Origin of the sequence: Streptomyces sp. NPDC096339 (assembly GCF_044762985.1) — a bacterium.
Lineage (GTDB): Bacteria > Actinomycetota > Actinomycetes > Streptomycetales > Streptomycetaceae > Streptomyces.
The window spans coordinates 123,375-139,818 of sequence record NZ_JBIWFI010000012.1; the positions used below are offsets into that span (position 1 = coordinate 123,375).

22 protein-coding genes are annotated in these 16,444 nt (G+C 73.5%); 11 read left to right on the forward strand and 11 right to left on the reverse strand.

Going from position 1 to position 16,444, the window contains the following annotated elements:
* Positions 1-52 precede the first annotated feature (52 nt).
* Together ACIQ5Y_RS18170 and ACIQ5Y_RS18175 are read right to left on the reverse strand one after the other, a co-directional pair.
* Positions 53-409 (reverse strand): YciI family protein, encoded by a 357-nt coding sequence (locus ACIQ5Y_RS18170; protein WP_403880845.1) that lies wholly within the window; start codon positions 407-409, stop codon positions 53-55.
* A gap of 251 nt (positions 410-660) precedes the next feature.
* A complete protein-coding gene (locus tag ACIQ5Y_RS18175; RefSeq protein ID WP_403880847.1) occupies positions 661-930 on the reverse strand; it encodes a hypothetical protein in 270 nt (89 codons plus the stop codon).
* A gap of 79 nt (positions 931-1,009) precedes the next feature.
* On the opposite strand from ACIQ5Y_RS18175, the gene ACIQ5Y_RS18180 reads away from it, so the two are divergent.
* The 5 genes from ACIQ5Y_RS18180 to ACIQ5Y_RS18200 all read left to right on the forward strand — a co-directional run bounded on the left by ACIQ5Y_RS18180 (position 1,010) and on the right by ACIQ5Y_RS18200 (position 3,963).
* Complete coding sequence (locus tag ACIQ5Y_RS18180; protein ID WP_403880849.1) at positions 1,010-1,351, forward strand: thioredoxin family protein; 342 nt, start codon at positions 1,010-1,012, stop codon at positions 1,349-1,351.
* Between the two features lie 132 nt (positions 1,352-1,483).
* Positions 1,484-2,683 carry a cytochrome P450 gene (locus ACIQ5Y_RS18185; protein ID WP_403880851.1) on the forward strand — a complete coding sequence of 400 codons (1,200 nt, stop codon included), beginning with the start codon at positions 1,484-1,486 and terminating at the stop codon, positions 2,681-2,683.
* Between the two features lie 20 nt (positions 2,684-2,703).
* On the forward strand, positions 2,704-2,898 hold the full coding sequence (locus ACIQ5Y_RS18190) for a ferredoxin (protein ID WP_376655859.1): 195 nt from the start codon (positions 2,704-2,706) through the stop codon (positions 2,896-2,898).
* An 86-nt stretch (positions 2,899-2,984) separates the two neighbouring features.
* On the forward strand, positions 2,985-3,338 hold the full coding sequence (locus tag ACIQ5Y_RS18195; RefSeq protein WP_403880853.1) for a DUF1304 domain-containing protein: 354 nt from the start codon (positions 2,985-2,987) through the stop codon (positions 3,336-3,338).
* 4 nt (positions 3,339-3,342) lie between these two features.
* Positions 3,343-3,963, forward strand: coding sequence for a TetR/AcrR family transcriptional regulator (locus ACIQ5Y_RS18200; protein ID WP_403880855.1), 621 nt, complete (start codon positions 3,343-3,345; stop codon positions 3,961-3,963).
* A 101-nt stretch (positions 3,964-4,064) separates the two neighbouring features.
* On the opposite strand, the gene ACIQ5Y_RS18205 is transcribed toward ACIQ5Y_RS18200, so the two are convergent.
* Positions 4,065-4,271 carry a cold-shock protein gene (locus tag ACIQ5Y_RS18205; RefSeq protein ID WP_403880857.1) on the reverse strand — a complete coding sequence of 69 codons (207 nt, stop codon included), beginning with the start codon at positions 4,269-4,271 and terminating at the stop codon, positions 4,065-4,067.
* A gap of 201 nt (positions 4,272-4,472) precedes the next feature.
* Here ACIQ5Y_RS18205 and ACIQ5Y_RS18210 point away from each other — a divergent pair, with 201 nt between their 5' ends.
* Positions 4,473-5,495: a 2OG-Fe(II) oxygenase family protein gene (locus ACIQ5Y_RS18210; RefSeq protein WP_403880859.1), complete on the forward strand. Its 1,023-nt coding sequence runs from the start codon at positions 4,473-4,475 to the stop codon at positions 5,493-5,495.
* Here the strand turns inward: ACIQ5Y_RS18210 and ACIQ5Y_RS18215 are convergent.
* A complete protein-coding gene (locus ACIQ5Y_RS18215) occupies positions 5,413-5,781 on the reverse strand; it encodes an HGxxPAAW family protein (protein ID WP_403880860.1) in 369 nt (122 codons plus the stop codon). The two genes, ACIQ5Y_RS18210 and ACIQ5Y_RS18215, sit on opposite strands and share 83 nt — an antisense overlap.
* 90 nt (positions 5,782-5,871) lie before the next feature.
* Between ACIQ5Y_RS18215 and ACIQ5Y_RS18220 the strand changes: the two genes are divergently transcribed.
* Both ACIQ5Y_RS18220 and ACIQ5Y_RS18225 read left to right on the forward strand, forming a co-directional pair.
* The gene (locus ACIQ5Y_RS18220; protein WP_403880862.1) at positions 5,872-6,366 is read left to right on the forward strand and encodes a MarR family winged helix-turn-helix transcriptional regulator; all 495 of its coding nucleotides are present in this window, start codon (positions 5,872-5,874) and stop codon (positions 6,364-6,366) included.
* Between the two features lie 60 nt (positions 6,367-6,426).
* The gene (locus tag ACIQ5Y_RS18225) at positions 6,427-7,914 is read left to right on the forward strand and encodes a DEAD/DEAH box helicase (RefSeq protein ID WP_403880863.1); all 1,488 of its coding nucleotides are present in this window, start codon (positions 6,427-6,429) and stop codon (positions 7,912-7,914) included.
* 64 nt (positions 7,915-7,978) lie between these two features.
* Here ACIQ5Y_RS18225 and ACIQ5Y_RS18230 read toward each other — a convergent pair whose 3' ends face one another.
* The 6 genes from ACIQ5Y_RS18230 to ACIQ5Y_RS18255 form a co-directional block, all read right to left on the reverse strand.
* Positions 7,979-8,914 carry a class I SAM-dependent methyltransferase gene (locus ACIQ5Y_RS18230; RefSeq protein ID WP_403880865.1) on the reverse strand — a complete coding sequence of 312 codons (936 nt, stop codon included), beginning with the start codon at positions 8,912-8,914 and terminating at the stop codon, positions 7,979-7,981.
* A 149-nt stretch (positions 8,915-9,063) separates the two neighbouring features.
* Positions 9,064-9,555, reverse strand: coding sequence for a hypothetical protein (locus ACIQ5Y_RS18235; RefSeq protein WP_403880866.1), 492 nt, complete (start codon positions 9,553-9,555; stop codon positions 9,064-9,066).
* Positions 9,552-9,767, reverse strand: a complete 216-nt coding sequence (locus tag ACIQ5Y_RS18240; protein WP_403880868.1) for a hypothetical protein — start codon at positions 9,765-9,767, stop codon at positions 9,552-9,554. Before ACIQ5Y_RS18240 ends, ACIQ5Y_RS18235 begins: the two co-directional genes overlap by 4 nt.
* 116 nt (positions 9,768-9,883) lie before the next feature.
* Positions 9,884-10,570, reverse strand: coding sequence for a GNAT family N-acetyltransferase (locus tag ACIQ5Y_RS18245; protein WP_403880869.1), 687 nt, complete (start codon positions 10,568-10,570; stop codon positions 9,884-9,886).
* A gap of 125 nt (positions 10,571-10,695) precedes the next feature.
* Positions 10,696-11,202 carry an SRPBCC family protein gene (locus tag ACIQ5Y_RS18250; RefSeq protein WP_403880871.1) on the reverse strand — a complete coding sequence of 169 codons (507 nt, stop codon included), beginning with the start codon at positions 11,200-11,202 and terminating at the stop codon, positions 10,696-10,698.
* Positions 11,203-11,262: 60 nt separating this feature from the next.
* The gene (locus ACIQ5Y_RS18255; protein WP_403880873.1) at positions 11,263-12,309 is read right to left on the reverse strand and encodes an NUDIX domain-containing protein; all 1,047 of its coding nucleotides are present in this window, start codon (positions 12,307-12,309) and stop codon (positions 11,263-11,265) included.
* A gap of 295 nt (positions 12,310-12,604) precedes the next feature.
* Between ACIQ5Y_RS18255 and ACIQ5Y_RS18260 the strand changes: the two genes are divergently transcribed.
* Both ACIQ5Y_RS18260 and ACIQ5Y_RS18265 read left to right on the forward strand, forming a co-directional pair.
* Positions 12,605-13,024, forward strand: a complete 420-nt coding sequence (locus tag ACIQ5Y_RS18260) for a hypothetical protein (RefSeq protein WP_403880875.1) — start codon at positions 12,605-12,607, stop codon at positions 13,022-13,024.
* 204 nt (positions 13,025-13,228) lie between these two features.
* A complete protein-coding gene (locus ACIQ5Y_RS18265; protein WP_403880877.1) occupies positions 13,229-14,659 on the forward strand; it encodes a hypothetical protein in 1,431 nt (476 codons plus the stop codon).
* 53 nt (positions 14,660-14,712) lie between these two features.
* Here the strand turns inward: ACIQ5Y_RS18265 and ACIQ5Y_RS18270 are convergent, their stop codons facing one another.
* Positions 14,713-15,663 (reverse strand): helix-turn-helix transcriptional regulator, encoded by a 951-nt coding sequence (locus ACIQ5Y_RS18270; protein ID WP_403880879.1) that lies wholly within the window; start codon positions 15,661-15,663, stop codon positions 14,713-14,715.
* A gap of 114 nt (positions 15,664-15,777) precedes the next feature.
* On the opposite strand from ACIQ5Y_RS18270, the gene ACIQ5Y_RS18275 reads away from it, so the two are divergent.
* Positions 15,778-16,401, forward strand: coding sequence for a TIGR03086 family metal-binding protein (locus ACIQ5Y_RS18275; protein WP_403880880.1), 624 nt, complete (start codon positions 15,778-15,780; stop codon positions 16,399-16,401).
* The last annotated feature ends 43 nt before the right edge of the window (positions 16,402-16,444 follow it).

The window sequence follows — 16,444 nt, forward strand, 5'->3', positions numbered from 1 at the left end:
CCGTGACGAGGCAGGGCAAACGCGACGCGGGCGCCCGGAGGCTCCGCGCCGCTCACATCTCCTGGATCTCCCGGACCTCGGCGCTGACGTTCCAGCTCGCCGGGTGGATCTCCAGGAAGCGGCGGGTCCACTCGATGGCCTCGGCCTTGTCCTTGCATTGGGTCAGGGAGTAGCCGCCGACGACCTCCTTGGTCTCGGTGAACGGGCCGTCGGTGTAGCTGACCTTCCCGCCGGACCAGCTCAGCCTGGTGCCTTCGGAGGTGGGCAGCAGGCCTGCGGTGTCGAGCATGACCCCGGCCTTGGTGATCTCCTCCAGGAGGGCGCCCATGCGCTGCTCGAAGTCGGCGGGGAACACCTCGGGCGGCAGGTTCTGCTCGTCGATGCGGATCATCGTCAGGAAGCGCGGCATGGTGACTCCTCGGTCGGAAGGGCGGGGACGTTCCCCGCCTCTCACCCCTGCGTCGAACGGGAGACGCCCGGATCGACAGCTGTCCCGGAATTCTTCGGAAGTTTTTTCCGGGGAGCCGGACGACACGGCCCTACTCGCGAGTAGGACCGTGTTTCGTCGCTTCCGCACCGCGCGCGGCGACGCCGGCCCGCCTTCCGCTCCGGGTCCGGCGGCGCCGCGGGCCGGGGGAAGGTCGACCGCGAGGCCGCCGGCTAGCGGCTGTCGCCCGCCCAGTCCCAGTGGACCTGATCCTGTGCGCGGCGGCGGTAGTGGGCGCGGCCGCCCGCCCCGTAGCGCCCTATCTCCGTCGGGAGGCGGGCCTCCTCGGCGAGCTGGGGCGCGCTCCAGCCGGTGATGTCGAGCAGGAGCCCGTCGAGGGGCCCGCCCACGAGCTCGCCGTAGACGTGGCCGGGGCGCGGGCCCGGGTCGGGGTCTTCGTGGTCGGCGCCGTAGACCCGGCGCCGGAGCATCCTGTCGTCCATGGCCCCAGCTTCACAGGTGCCACTGACAACGGGCGATGATGGCGTCAACGGGCACGCACGGACGAGGAGCGGTACGCACATGGCGGCACGTCGGGTACACCAGCCACTGGAGGACCAGGAGTTCGACTTCATCCTCTCCATGACGACGGGGCCGGTTCTCGCCTATTTCTGCGGGTCCTGGCCAAAGGCCCTGGAGGCCTGCCGCGCCATGGACGCGGTCGTGGGCGAACTCGCGGTGGAGTACGGGACGCGGCTCACCGCCGTTCGCACCGACATGACCCGCTGCCCCGGCCCGACCAGGCGCTACGGGGTGACCGGCGCCCCGACGGCCGTGCTCATCGAGGGCGGCGAGGCGGTCGCGAGCCACGCCGGGCCGATGACGCGCGAGGAGTTCCGGCAGTTCCTGGACGCCCACCTCTGAGCGGTGCGGGCCCCCGTTGGGCCCTGCGGGCGAACTCGGGCGATCTGGCCGAAAGTGGCATGGGAAGGATAGGTGCCTCAGGCATGTAATGGAGTCCGGCGAGACGGAACCACACGGCTTGCGAGGTACTTCATGTCAGAGACTGTCGCCTTCCCCCAGGACCGAACCTGCCCCTACCACCCGCCGACCGCCTACGCGCCACTGCGGGAGGGCCGGCTGGCGGGGCGGCCGCTGTCCCGGGTCACCCTCTTCGACGGCCGCTCCGTATGGGTGGTCACCGGGCACGCCGAGGCGCGCGCCCTGCTCTCGGACGGCCGGCTCTCGTCCGACCGCACCAACGCCGCCTTCCCCATGCCCACCAGGCGGTTCAAGGGGGTGCAGAACCGGCGGACCGCGCTGCTCGGGGTCGACGACCCGGAACACAACACGCAGCGCCGGATGCTGATCCCCTCCTTCACCCTGAAGCGGACGGCCGCCCTGCGGCCCCGGATCCGGGAGACCGTGGGCCGGCTGATCGACGCGATGGAGGCTGCGGGCCCGTGCGCGGAGCTGGTCTCCGCCTTCGCCCTGCCGGTGCCGTCGATGGTGATCTGCTCCCTGCTCGGCGTCCCCTACGAGGACCACGAGTTCTTCGAGGGCCGGTCGAGGCGGCTGCTGCGCGGGCCGGAACCGGCCGATGTCGAGGAGGCCCGCCGCGAGCTCGACGCCTACCTGACCGACCTGATCGGGCGCAAACGGCGGGCCCCGGGGGACGGGCTGCTCGACGAGCTGATCGCACGACGCCTGGAGACCGGCGAGGTGGACGTACCGGAGCTGATCGACCTCGCCCTGATCCTGCTCGTCGCGGGGCACGAGACGACGGCCAACATGATCTCGCTCGGCACCTACACCCTCCTGCTCCACCCCGAGCAGCTGGCCGAGCTGCGCGCGGACCCGGAGCTGATGCCGACGGCCGTGGAGGAGCTGATGCGGTTCCTGTCGATCGCGGACGGCATGCTGCGGGTGGCCACGCGGGACATCGAGATCGGTGGGGTGACGGTGCGCGCGGACGACGGGGTGATCTTCTCCACCTCCGTCATCAACCGCGACCAGTCCGTCTTCGAGGATCCCGACGCCCTGGACTGGAACCGGCCCGCCCGCCACCACCTGGCCTTCGGGTTCGGCATCCACCAGTGCCTGGGCCAGAACCTGGCCCGCGCCGAGATGGAGATCGCCCTCGGGACCCTCTTCGAACGGCTGCCCGGGCTGCGGCTGGCGGCCGAGCCGGACCGGATCCCCTTCAAGCCCGGAGACACCATCCAGGGCATGGTCGAGCTCCCCGTGGCCTGGTGAGCGGCGTGCCGGAGGCCCCCCTGCACATCGACATCGACACCGGCGTCTGCATCGGCGCCGGCCAGTGCGCACTGACCGCGCCCGGGGTGTTCACCCAGGACGACGACGGCTTCGGGGAACTGCTCCCCGGGCGGGAGGACGGCGCGGGCAGCGCGCTGGTGAGGGAGGCGGCCCGCGCCTGCCCGGTCTCGGCCATCACCGTTCGGGAGGCATAGCGGTCCCGAGTTCCTGTACAGTTGTCCAGGAAGTGGCGGTACAGCCATCGATTCCCGTTGCCGGGCCAAGAGGAACGGAGGCGGCCATGGACACGGTCGCTCGCATACTGATCGGCCTCGTGGCCGCCCTGCACGCGTACTTCCTGGTCCTGGAGATGTTCCTGTGGCAGCGCCCGCCGGGCCGGGCGCTGTCCGGGTTCGACGCGGACACGGCCCGTCTGACGGCGCCCCTCGCCGCCAACCAGGGGCTCTACAACGGCTTCCTCGCCGCGGGCCTCGTGTGGGCGCTGGTCATCGATTCACTCGCCACGCAGGTGTTCTTCCTCGTCTGCGTGATCGTCGCCGGGGTGTTCGGGGCCGCGACCGCCAACCGTCGCATCCTCGTCGCCCAGGCCCTGCCCGGCGCCCTCGCGCTCGGCGCCGCGCTGCTGGCCGCGTGACCGCGTGAGCCCGGAGGACCCGCGCACCGCGCGCACGAAGGCCCGGCTGCGCGAGAGCCTGCTGGCCGAGTGCGCGGACCGGCCGCTCGCGGAGGTCAGCGTCTCGGCGGTGGTCCGCCGCGCCGGGGTCGGCCGCGCCACGTTCTACCTGCACTACGAGGACCTCCCCGCGCTCGCCGTGGACGCGTGCGCGGAGGTGGTCCACGCGGCGGTCGACGCCCTGCACGCCTGGCAGACCGGTCCGGGATCGCGGGCCCCGCTGGAGCCCCCGGAGGCGCTGGCCGCGTTCTTCGAGGGCGCGGCCGGACACGCCCCGCTCTACCGCACGCTGCTGCTCCCGGGCGGCGCGGGCCCGCTGGGCGACCGCCTCAACCGGGAGCTGCGCGCCCGCGCCCGCGCCGAGCGTGCCGCGGTGGGCGCCCCGCACGCGGACCTGGTCGCCTCGGCGGTCGCCGCCGCGTTCACCGGGGTGCTGGCGGACTGGCTGCACGGGCAGATCCCGGCGACCCCGCCGGAGCTGGCCGGCCGGGTGTGGTCGCTGCTGCTGGCGCTGCACCGCGCAGCCTGGAGCCCGTCGTCAAACTCCCTTCGTCGCCCGGAGGGCGGCCCCGCGGCGGGAGTTTGACGACGGGCTCCGGTGACGGGCGCGACGCGCGAGCCCCGCCGGGCGGACCGGCGGGGCTCGGTTCACGGCAGGGGCTCAGCGGCCCGGTGCGTGCAGCGGTACTAGGAGAGAGGGACCACCTGCTCGGCCTGGGGGCCCTTGGGGCCTTGGGTGACGTTGTACTGGACCTTCTGGTTCTCGTCCAGGGACTTGAAGCCCGGGGTGTCGATCGCGGAGAAGTGCACGAACACGTCGGGGCCGCCGTCGTCCTGCTGGATGAAACCGAACCCCTTCTCCGAGTTGAACCACTTCACGATGCCTGTTGCCATCTGGCTGATCCTTCTCAACGTTCCACTGCGGGCCGCTGAACACGGCCGTCTCGATCCTGCCCAACAGTCGCCTACGACACACGCCCAGCGCGGCCAACCGTGGGCGTGCCGCGCATTCGAACTTCTGGCCGTCCTGTCCGTGAAAAGGGGGAGCACGGGGAAGCACCTCCGGCGGAAGACTCCCTGCGAGAGGGGACGGACATGAGCGGGTTCACGACGTTCCGGGTGCCGGAACACGTGACCGGTACGGCTGCGGACGCGGCGCTCGGCCGGGCGATGACCGCGGCCTGGCGGCGCGACGGGATCTTCCAGATAGCGTCCGACTCCGGGCAGCGGGCCCGGACCCGGGACGCGCTGGCGGCCAGTCGGCGGTTCTTCGCCCGGCTGCGGGCCGAGAAGGCGGCGTGCGTCAACGACACCTCGTACAGCGGGTACATCGCCTCCGGGGAGGAGGTGACCGCGGGCGAGCGGGACGCCTCGGAGATCTTCACCATCACCCCTGACCTGCCGCCGGCCGCGCGCGGGCTGCCGTGCCACGGGCCGGTGCCGTGGCCCGACGCCGCGTACCGGACGGCCATGGAGGCGTATCTCGCCGGGGTCGGATCCCTCGGCGAGCGGCTGCTGCGGCTCGTGGCGCTCGGGCTGGGGCTCGGCCCGGCCGGCATCGACCGGCTGGCGGGGCTGACCCGCGACGGCTGGCACCACATGCGAGTGCTGCGCTTCCCGGCCGCCTCGCGGACGACGGAGCGCGGGATCGGGGCGCACACGGACTACGGGCTGCTCGTGATCGCCGCGCAGGACGAGGTCGGCGGGCTGTTCGTGCGGCCGCCGGTCGACGGAGAGCACCGGCCCCGGAACTGGCTGCCGGGCGAGAGCTCGGCGGGTTTCGCCCAGGACTCCCCCGGCTGGACGTACGTGACGCCCGTCCCGGACGTCCTCACGGTCTTCCCGGGGGACATCCTGCAGTTCCTCACGGGCGGGGAGCTGCTGTCGACCCCGCACAAGGTGCGGCTCGCGGACCGGGAGCGGTACGCGCTGGCCTATTTCCACGAGCCGCGTTTCGGCGCCCGCATCCGCCCCTTGGAGCCCGGGCCGCAGGACGACGCGGTGATCCATTACGGCGAGCACTTCACCCGGATGTTCATGCGCTGCTATCCGCAGCGGGCAACGACGCGGCGGATCGAGGCCGAGGGGCTGATGCGCGGGCTCGCCGGGGTCCGCTGACCCGGCAGCCGAGGCAGTCCGCGTGCCCGGCGTGGGCGCGGGTGTCGCGCACGCGCCAGTCCCAGTCGCTCTCGGGGCGGGGTCCGCCGGCCTTGCCCCATCCGGCGAGGTGCAGCAGCCAGGTGACGATCCCGGCCACGGCGACGAGGCCCACGCCGAGCCAGATGCCGGGCGCCCAGGCCGTGCACACGCAGATGCCCGCTCCGGCGGTGCCCAGCAGGGCGAGGGCGGTGCCGGTCCAGCCGGCCACCGTGTGGCCGAGGTCGACGTGGCCGTGAGCGCTCATGATTCTCCCTGGTCGAAGGGGCGGCAGTAGGCTCGGAGCAGGATCTTTTATCTCACGAGCTAAGTAACTTAGATGCTAAGGAGTAACGCCGTGCAGGGCAAGCCCCGCCCCCCGGCCAGCGCCGCCGACGCGCTTTCGCGCATGGACCAGTTCGTCGCGCTGGGCATCGTCGGCCAGCAGGAGGTGGCACAGCGCCTCGGGCTGAACGTCACCGACCTGACCTGCCTCGGGCACATCCTGGGAGCCGGGGACAGCCCGCTCGCCGCCGGCGACCTCGCCGGGCTGCTCGACCTCACCACCGGGGCCGTCACCGGGGTGCTCAACCGCCTGGAACGGGCGGGGTACGCCCGGCGCCAACCCGACCCGGCCGACCGGCGCCGGGTCCGGGTCGTGGCCGATCCGGCGGCCGCCGCCCGGGTGGTCGCGGTCTACCAGCCCTTCTACGACCGGCTCGGCGCACTGTTCGCCGACTACACCCCCGACGAGATCGCCGTGATCGCCGACTGGTTCCAGCGCGCGTCCGTCGAGGTGCGCGACCACTGCGCACAGGTGCGGGCGGGCGAACCGGTCGCCGGGGAGGCATAGCCCCCGCTGGTACCATGGGCGGTTGACCATCTCGCTTTCCGCTGCTTCGAAAGGTCCTGCATGAGGAACCCGTCAGCTCATGGCCGCTTCGGTGTGAAGGGCGGTGCCAAGCCCGCCGCGAAGACCGGCGCCAAGGCCCCCCGGAGCATGGGGCCGCAGGGTGAGTTCACGATGCACGAGCCGAAGGTGCCGGGTCTGGCGCCGGTGGCCTCGTTCTCCGAGCTGGACCTGCCCGCCGAGCTGGTGACGACCATGGCCGAGCTGGAGGTCAGGGAGCCGTTCCCGATCCAGGCCGCGACGTTGCCCAACGCGCTGGCCGGCCGGGACGTCCTGGGCCGCGCCCAGACCGGCTCCGGCAAGACCCTCGCCTTCGGCCTGGCCCTGCTCGCCCGCACCGCGGGCCGGCAGGCGGACCCGAAGCGCCCGCTGGCGCTGGTCCTCGTACCGACGCGCGAGCTGGCGCAGCAGGTCACCGAGGCGCTGGACCCGTACGCCAAGGCCCTGAAGCTGCGGATGGCCACGGTGGTCGGCGGTCTGTCGATCGGACGGCAGGTGAGCGCGCTGCGCACCGGCGCGGAGGTCGTGGTGGCCACCCCCGGACGCCTCAGCGACCTGGTCGGGCGGCGTGACGTGCACCTGGAGCGGGTGCGGATCACCGTGCTCGACGAGGCGGACCAGATGTGCGACATGGGGTTCATGCCGCAGGTCACGGAGATCATGGACCAGGTGCACCACGCGGGGCAGCGGATGCTGTTCTCGGCGACCCTGGACCGCAACGTGGACCAGTTGGTCCGCGGCTACCTCAAGGACCCGGTGGCGCACTCCGTGGACCCGCAGGCGGGCGCGGTGACCACCATGGACCACCACGTGCTGCACATCCACGCGGCCGACAAGTACTCGGCGGCGACGGAGATCGCGGCCCGCGACAACCGGGTGCTGATGTTCCTCGACACCAAGCACGGCGTCGACCAGTTCGTGAAGCACCTGCGCGCCATGGGCGTACGGGCGGAGGGGCTGCACAGCGGCAAGTCGCAGCCGCAGCGCACCCGGACCCTGGCCCAGTTCAAGACGGGGGCCGTCACCGTCCTGGTCGCCACGAACGTCGCCGCGCGCGGCATCCACATCGACGACCTCGACCTCGTGGTCAACGTGGACCCGCCCGCGGACCACAAGGACTACCTGCACCGCGGCGGGCGCACGGCGCGGGCCGGCGAGTCCGGCCGGGTCGTCACCCTCGTCACCCCGGGCCAGCGCCGGGACATGGTGCGGCTGATGTCGGACGCGAGGATCCGGCCCACCATCACCCAGGTGCGGTCCGGGGAGGCCGCGCTCAGCCGGATCACCGGGGCGAAGGCGCCTTCCGGGGTGCCGCTGTCCGGCGCGGCGCCGACCGACGCCAAGGGGAGGCCCTCGGGCACGGAGCTCGGCTTCCGCGGGATGGGCACCCGGCCGGGACGCCCCGGCCGGGGCAAGGAGTCCCGCAAGACGCTGGAGGCACGGCAGCAGGCCGAAGCCCGCCGGGCGGCCCGGGTGCGCAAGGGCCTCTGAGGCGCGTACGCCGGACCCCGCGTGCCGGACCCCGTGCGGCGGGGTCCGGCACGTGCGACATCGGTCAGCCGCGGCGACGGCGGCGCCAGGAGACGATCGCGCGGGTGACCACCGGCGGCAGCAGGTCCTTGGCGAGCTTGCGCCAACCGGCACCCGGCCTGCGGGCGGCGGGAGCGGGCGCCGGGGCCGCCGGGGTCGGCACGGGCGCGGGGCGCAGCGGCTGCGGGAGGGCCGGCGGCCGGGCCCCGGCGTCCGAGATCTGCACGATGGACCGGCCCCCGATCACGTCCACGCCGTGCCCCAGGTCCGTGCGGCCCTCCAGCCAGGCCAGGAGGTCCTTCTGGTGGGCTTCCGGGTCGCCCCAGGTCGCGTAGAGCTTCATGTCGGAGACGCATATGGGGTTCAGCCCGCCCGAGACCACCGCCGACCAGACCGCGGCCGCGACCCCGGGACAGTGCGCGGAGCGGTAGTCGTCGAAGACCACCACCGCGCCGGGGGCCGCCACGAGCCGTGAGGACTCGATGTCCGTGACGACGTGCTCGTAGAGGTGGGAGGCGTCGATGTGGACGAACCGGCAGCTCGCCGGACGCACCTTGGCGCCGACGACGGAGGTCGGTGCCTGGATGACGGTCGGCAGTGCCTCGTGGAAGGCCAGGTAGTTCGTCTCGAACCCGCGCCGGGTGAGCGTGGGGTACGAGAGGTGGTTCTCCGCGAGGTTCGACTCGTCCACGGCGGGCGAGTCGAAGAGGTCGCAGACGGTGAACTCCTCCCCCTCCCTCAGATAGTCGCCGAGGAAGATCGCGCTCTTCCCCATGAACACGCCGAGCTCCAGAAGGTCGCCCGGCTGAGCGGCGACACTGTTCTGGCGGGACAGGAACCAGTCGAAGAGCACCTGGTCGTAGGCCGAGAACCAGCCTTGGACCTCACCGTACGCGGTGGGTACGGGCAGGGCCTGCTCGCCGTCGGTGGTGGTGACGGGAGCATGCGAAACGTGCGACACGAAGAGTCATCCTCCAGCGGAGTGGCATCGTCCAACGCTGACACCCGGCCGGGTTAACCGCACCTTATTCGTCATACCGACGTATGACGAGCCTCTTGTCGCATAAGAATGGAATCAATGCCACCGGTCGCCGGAACAGCCGGCTCCGGTCACCCGGAGGAGGCTGCGGCGGTACGCCGGCTCAACCGGCCCGCGGCGGCGTTGCGCACGCGGCGGGTGCGGGCGTCGGTGGCGAGCAGGCCGAGGGCCTCGTACGAGGTCAGCAGCTGGGCGGCGGTGCGCTGGCACCAGTCCGAGGCGGCCACGAGCTCCGCGGCGGACCAGGGCTCGCCTCGAGTGATGGCCTTGAGCAGGGTCCATTCACGCAACCGCCGCTCGGGGAAGGCGCGGCCGGTGAGCGCACCGGTCATGGCCTGCGCCCAGGCGCGGAACCCGTCGTCGGCCAGCAGGCGCGCCGCGCGCCGGTCGAGGTGGGTGACGACGGCGCTCTCGGCCATGACCGGGTCGGGGTCGCGCAGCACGACGGCCACGGCCTCGGCCTCGGCACCCGCGCCGCGCGCCCCGGCCAGGGCCTCCAGGTGGCGTCCGTAGCGCCAGTGCTCGGGCGGCTCGGCGGCGCCGGCGGGATCCTGACGGCTCATCGGGTCACTCCTTCGCGGACCTGCCCGGCCCGTGCGCCGCCGGGGAGGGGTTCCCGGTCGATCCCGACGTCCACGCCGTGACGCTCCCGGGCCGCTCCGGTCACCGACGCGACCGCGGCGGACTTGGCCCGCTCCGCGCCGCCGGTGCCCGGATCGGGGCGACCGCATCCGACACCGACGACGGACACGGCCCAGCCGGCTGCCGTGGGCATGACCGGCACGCCCTGCGGCATCCCGACGGCGAATCGATTCTTCTTCCCTCTCCCCATGACACCCATTCCACACGACCGCCGGACGCGACCGACGACCAGGGTCCCGCGGCCGACCGCTACGCGGGAGCCAGCATCAGGGACTCGGCGCCGACCGGGCGGTAACCCGCGGCCTGGAAGGCACGCACGCTCCGGGCGTTGCCCGTGGCCTGCTGGGACCAGACCGGTGCGCCGTCGGGGACGAGGTGGCGGGCGGCGAGGGCCAGTTCGCGGCCCAGGCCCCGGTGGCGGACGGCCTCGTCCACCTCGATCGCCACCTCCCAGCGGCCCGCGACGCCCCGGCCGAGGGCGAGCACCCCGCCCCGCGCCGCCCAGACCCTCACGTCGTCTCGGCGCCCATGGGCCCGTCGGACACGGGGGTGGTCGGGGTCCTCGATCTCGCGCAGCTCCAGCGGGGGTCCGCCGGGCAGCGCGTCGGCGACCGTCAACAGGTCGATCGTGTCGGTGCGGCGTCCCGTACGGTCGAGGAGCGCGGCCAGGAACCGGGCGTTCATGGTGGCGGCGAGCGCGTCGGCGTCGATCGCGGCGAGGGTGGACCGCACCCATTCCGGGTCCTCGTCGGTGAACACCACGGAGTGGGCGGTGAAGGCGATGACGCCCGCGTCACGCGGGTTCTGCTGCGGGACCACGGTCGTCCCGCCGTCCGGGGGCGGGAAGCGCCCCTCCGCCGCGGCGTCCAGGATCTCGGCCAGCGTCCGTGTGGATGTGGATGTGGATGTGGGTGAAGGTATGCGTATCGGTCCCATGCCGCCCGTCCCGCTCGTGACTTGTGGTCGGAGAAGATGATCTCAACTGCGGGGTGACCGTGTTCGGGCGGGCCGCGCGGAGAGCCGGGTCCGCGGCGCGTGCTGCGGCTCTCCGCGCCCGCGGGTCAGCCGTCGGCGCCGGGCCCCTGCTCCGGCTCGGGCAGCGGGGCGCCCGTCTCCAGGAGGGTCTTGAGACTGGAGGCGAGCATCGGCCAGGCCTGCCCGCACATGCCGATCAACGTGCCGCCCGGTTCGAAGCCCTCGTGGAGGATGGTCAGCCGGGCGAGGGTGTCGCCGATCGGCTCGATCTCGTACGTGACCTTCGTGCGCGGTTCCTTGGCCAGCTCGGCCCGCAACTCCTCGCCGATCCCCGCCGAGGCGGCCCACTGCGGGGTGAAGGTGTGCCAGGTGTAGGAGAGCAGCCGGTCCGGGATGCAGCCGAGGACCACCTGCTCGGGGTCGCTGGTGCGGGCCCCGCGCTCGACCCAGTCCATCACCGAGCCCACCGCCCAGTCGGTCTCGAAGCTCAGTCCCCAGTACCGGCGGGTGAAGGCCGGCTCGGTGAGGGCCTGCCAGACTCGGGCGGGATCGGCCTGGATGTACACGGTGTAGGTGATCGCACTGTCGCTCATGGCCCCATGCTGCGGGACCGCACGCCACGGACGCCGGATTTCCCGGTCACGGCGCCGCGATCACCAGCGCACGCCCTCCTCGGGGAGTTCCGTGGGCGGTGTGCGGGCGGGGGCGGGCAGGGCGAGGCGGGTGCGGGCCGTGTGGGCGGCGGCGAGCTCGTGGGTGCCGGCCGGGCCCCAGTCGCTCAGTTCGCGGACCTGTTCGGGGGTGGCCAGCAGGCGGGCGTACGCCGGATCCGCCGCCGGGGGCAGGCCGGTGAGCCGGGCGGCGGTCCGGGCATGGGCGCCGTCCTCGCCGTGCCGGTAGCCGAGGGGGGCGGCAAGCGTGGTGGGGGCGGCCGTCGGGGGCGGGAGGTGGACGGCGCCGGTGGCGCGGGCGACCAGGACCAGGACGCGGCCGTCCGGGGCGAACAGCCAGCCGGAGCGGTCCCGTACCGGCAGGTGCGCGGGGACCGGGCCCGGGTGCCAGGCGCCGCGCTGCGGGGTCCGGCGGGTGCGGAGCACACCGAGCCGGTCGAGGGCGGTGGGCGCGGTGGGGCGGCCGTCCTCCAGCAGCGCGGTGCCCGAGCCGTTGACGCGGGCGCGCAGGGCGGACAGGGCGCGGCGGGCGTCGCCCGCGTCCATCAGGTCGGGCAGGTCGGCGGGCTCGGCGAAGTGGATGCCGGTGATCTCCTGGGCCGGGAGGCGGACGGAGTCGATCCGCTCCGGGGTCCAGGTTCCGCCGTCGTAGACGTGCAGGACCTCGCCGGGGAACCGCATCTCGGGCGGGAAGCCGGGGGTGTCGGCGGGGATCCAGTCCACGGCGAGCCCGCGCGGGTAGCGCCCGTCGACGCCGAGCTCCTCGCGCATCTCCCGTGCCGCGGCCGCGGAGGGCGCCTCGCCGGCGTCCACGGCTCCGCCGGGCAGCAGCCGGTCGGCTCGGTAGTCGACGCTCTGGACGAGGACCCGGCCGTCGGCGTCGGTGACGAGGACGACGGCCGCGGTCCACACGGTGGCGCGCGAGGCGCCGTACGCGGCGGGGGTCATCCAGGTCCCGGACCCGGCCTGCGCCCGCCCCGGCCCCCGCCCCTGGGCCCGCACCTGCGCCTGGTCGGTCTGCTGCGACATCCGAACTCCGTTCACCGTGGGTGGCCCGCCGGCCTGTGCAACCGCGGGCGCGGCCCGGTGGTTACGGCGGCCCCGGGACCGGCACCGGCCGCACCCTCTTTACTCTCCGTATACCTCCTATACCTCCTTATTACCCCGTTATCTGGATCTTGGTACGTTGCCCGGGCGGGCTGGCGGCGTGAAAACCCCCGGTCCGACCACGTCCGCCGGGCCGGCACCCCCGGCGAGTAAGGGTGGGGCACCCGTACGGGTGACGGGTTCGGTTCCGGCGGCGCCCGTGCGGCAGGGTGGGCGGATGCTGCCGCACCGGGCCCTGCCCCTGACCCTTGCCGCGCTCGTCCTGGTCACCGGGTGCGTGACCGTGCACCCCACCGCCCCGCCGGAGCCTCGCCTCCTGGCACCGGAGGCGGCCCGTACGGGGTACCCGCGACCGACGGCGCCCGCGGCACTGCCGTTGGGCACCCTGCCCGGCGCGCCGGAGCCCTCCTCCGCCCCACCGGTGCCTGCGCGCGACCCGGTACCGGCCGCCGCCCGGCCGCAGCGGGTGAAGCCCGAGAAGCACGCCCCCGCGAAGCCCGCCCCGGCGAAACCCCGCCCGCGGAAGCCGGCCGCGGCGAAGGAACGGCCCGCGCCGCGGCGGACGTACGACATGGCCCCGCTGTGCGCCGCGGCCAGGGGCACGGTCTCCCCGGACATCCTGGCCCTGTGCGGTTAGGGCTTGTCCGGCGGCCGGAGCGGCACGGACGCGGACGGACCATTCGAGTTGCTCCGGTCCGGTGGACACGAACGGAGTTGGCTTCATCCGAGGAAGCCGGCAGCGGTGATCGTGGTCGGCTGGGTCACGCGCACCACGCCGAAGGCCCTGCCGCACAGCGGCCGCCCGGGTGCTTGCCGACGCGCGACACGAAGGAGCCGCTTGATGTCCCGGCCGAACCTGCGAGTGAACGCTCCTCTCCTCGGTGCCCGACGATCCGGGCCCGCGAGGCTCCTGGCCGCAGCGGGCTTGGCGGCCGCGGCCGGGCTCGCGCTCCCGGGTCCGGTAGCCCAGGCCGACACCGCCTCCGTGCGGTGCTCGGTTCCGGATCTCGTCGAGGCGATCGGCAGGGCCAACGGCACGCCGGGAGCCGACACCATCCGCCTGGCCCCCAAGTGCACCTACACCCTCGTGACCGCCGACCCCGGCAGCCCCGCCAACGGTCTGCCCGCCATCACCGGCGACCTCACCATCGACGGCAACGGTGCGACGATCACGCGTCCGGCATCCGCCCCGGCATTCCGCATCCTCTTCGTTGCCGAGACCGGCGACCTGACGCTCAACAGAACGACCGTCAGCGGCGGCCGGGCGACGGACTGTCCCCTCTTTCCCGGTGAAGGGGTCTGTGGGGGCGGCATCTACAACCTGGGCAGGCTGACGGTGAACCGAAGCCGGGTGGTCCACAACTCCGCCGTCACAACCGTGGACAATCTCTTCGCGGAGGGCGGCGGCATCGACAGCGACGGCACGGCGGCCACCGTGAACGACAGCGAAATCAGCCACAACACCGCCGCCTACTCCGGCTCCACCCCGTCCAGCGCCGAAGGCGGTGGGCTCGCCAACGACGGACCGCTGACGCTCAACCGAAGCCGGTTGACCGACAACACCGTCTCCGTCGCCGACAACACCGACAGCTTCGCGTTCGGCGCCGGCCACGCCGCTTTCGCCCTCACGACGATCGAGCACAGCACCATCAGCGGCAACCGCGTCCGGGCCGTGGGCGGTACCGCGCTCGCCGCACTGGCCACGGGCAGCCCGCTACCGGGCCAGGCGACCAGCCTGTCCATGACCGACAGCACCGTTTCCGGGAACACCACCAGCGCCCCGAACGGCGTCGCCGTCGGCGGAGGGCTCGGCACCAACTTCCCCGTGACGTTGACCCGCACCCGCGTCGTCGACAACACCGCCACCGCCCCGGGCGGCACCGCGCGCGGCGGTGGGATCCACATCGGCCGTACCGGTGACCTCACCCTGAAGGACAGCACCGTGCGGCACAACACGGCCCACGCCCCTGGCGGCACGGCCCGGGGCGGCGGAATGAGCAGTGCCACCGGCGGCACCGTGAGGACCGACCGGTCGCACATCCGCAAGAACACCGCCGAGGCACCGGACGGGGGGACGGCCCAGGGCGGCGGCGTCTTCAACGCAGTCGGCTCCACGACCCTGACGAGGAGCAGCATCACCGACAACCGGGCCGTCGAGGGAGGTGGAATCTTCAAGGAGTCCGGCACGGTCACGCTGAACGACACCACGGTCCGGGGAAACCGCGGGAACAACTGCGCGCCGCCGGGCAGTGTTCCCGGCTGCACCGGCTGAGCGCCAGGGCAGCGGTCCCGGGGCCCGTCCGAACCTGATCCGCCGGACAGACCCTAGCCCTGGGTCCCGTACAGCGCGACGAGTTCGGCGCCCAGGCGGGCCAGCCACTCGCGGACCTCCGGCGGCTCCAGCACCTCCACGCGGCTGCCCAGCCCCGACACGTGCGCGGCCAGCGCCCTCGGTGCCGGGCCGTCGATCCAGACCTCGGTCCAGCCGTCGGGGAGCGGGTCCCCGACGCGCAGGCGGCCGCCGGAGATCCTGGCCAGCCGGGGCAGCGCGTCGGGTGCGACGCGGGCCCGGGCGGTCACCGCGTACAGGCGGTCCTCCATGGCTCCGGCCAGTTCCCGCCAGGCCGTGGCCAGGTCGAAGTCCGGCGGCCGGCGGGCCGGTTCGCCGGTCGGCTCGACGGAGGTGACCCGGCTGAGCCGGAAGGTGCGCAGCCCTTCCTCCGTACCGGCGACCAGGTACTCGATGCCCGCCTTGGCCACCAGCCCGAGCGGGTCGACGACACGCACCCGGGCCGGCTTGCCCACGCCCTCGTACCCGAGCCGGATCCGTTCCCCCTCCACCGCGGCGCGTTGGAGCGCCGAGCGGTGCGGGGTGGCGGCCGTGACGGGGGTGCGGGCCCAGTCCGTGACGTCGACGGCGGCCGCCCGGGAGGCGGCCTCGGCGTCGCCGCGGAGCGTGGCGGGCAGGGCCCGCACCAGTTTGCGCAGGGTGGTGCGCAGTTCGGGGGTGGTGGCGAGCGGGCCCGCGACGAGGAACAGGGCCCGGATCTCGTCGGCGGTGAGGCCCGTGAGATTGGTTCGGGCGCCGCCGACGAGGGACCAGCCTCCGCCCCGGCCGCGCTGCGAGTAGACGGGGATCCCCGCGGCGGCCAGGGCCTCCAGGTCACGCCGTGCCGTGCGTTGCGACACGTCGAGTTCCGCCGCGACTTCGGCGACGGTGACGCGCCCCCGCTCCTGGAGGAAGAGCAGGGTGGCCACCAGCCGGTCAGCCTTCATGACCGTCGTTCCGCAGTGCGTTGTGCAGACCGTTTCGCAGACCGTTTCGCATGCGGGGAATTCTGCCTGGAAAACAGGCCAGAAGGTGGCCACTTTGGCCTCCAGGATGAGGTCATGACCGAAACGAAGCAGTTCACCGCGGCCCAGTCCCCCACAGCCCAGTCCCCCGCCGTCGACACCCGCCCGGATCTGGCGGCGGCCATCGCCCTCGCCGGGCGCACCCTGGCCGCCGTCCGGCCGGACCAGTACGACGCCCCCACCCCCTGTACGGAATTCGACGTCCGGCGGCTGTCGAGCCACCTCGTCGGCGTCCTGCGGCGGATCTCGGTCATCGGGCGGGGCGAGGACCCGTTCAGCGTCCCCTCCTTCGCCGACGAGCTCGCGGACGGCGCATGGGCGGCCGCCTGGGGGCCGGCCGCCGAGGAGGCGGCGCGGGTGTGGGCGGATCCGGAGGTGCTGGGCCGGGACCTTCGCCTGCCGATGGGAGTGAAGCCGGGCGCGGTCGCGGCGGCCGTCTACACCAACGAACTGATCCTGCACACCTGGGACCTGGCCACCGCGACCGGACAGCGGCCGGAGTGGGACACCGGCCTGCTGGAGCGGCTGGTCGAGGTCGTGCGCCGGGCGCTTCCGGCCGAGGCCCGCGGCGGCCCGATCCCGTACGGCGAGGTCGTTCCGGTGGCGGCGGACGCCTCCGCCCTCGACCGGCTGGTGGCCTGGTCGGGCCGCCGTCCCTGAGTTATTCGATGGATGGGGCCGCTCCGCATACCTACAGTGACGA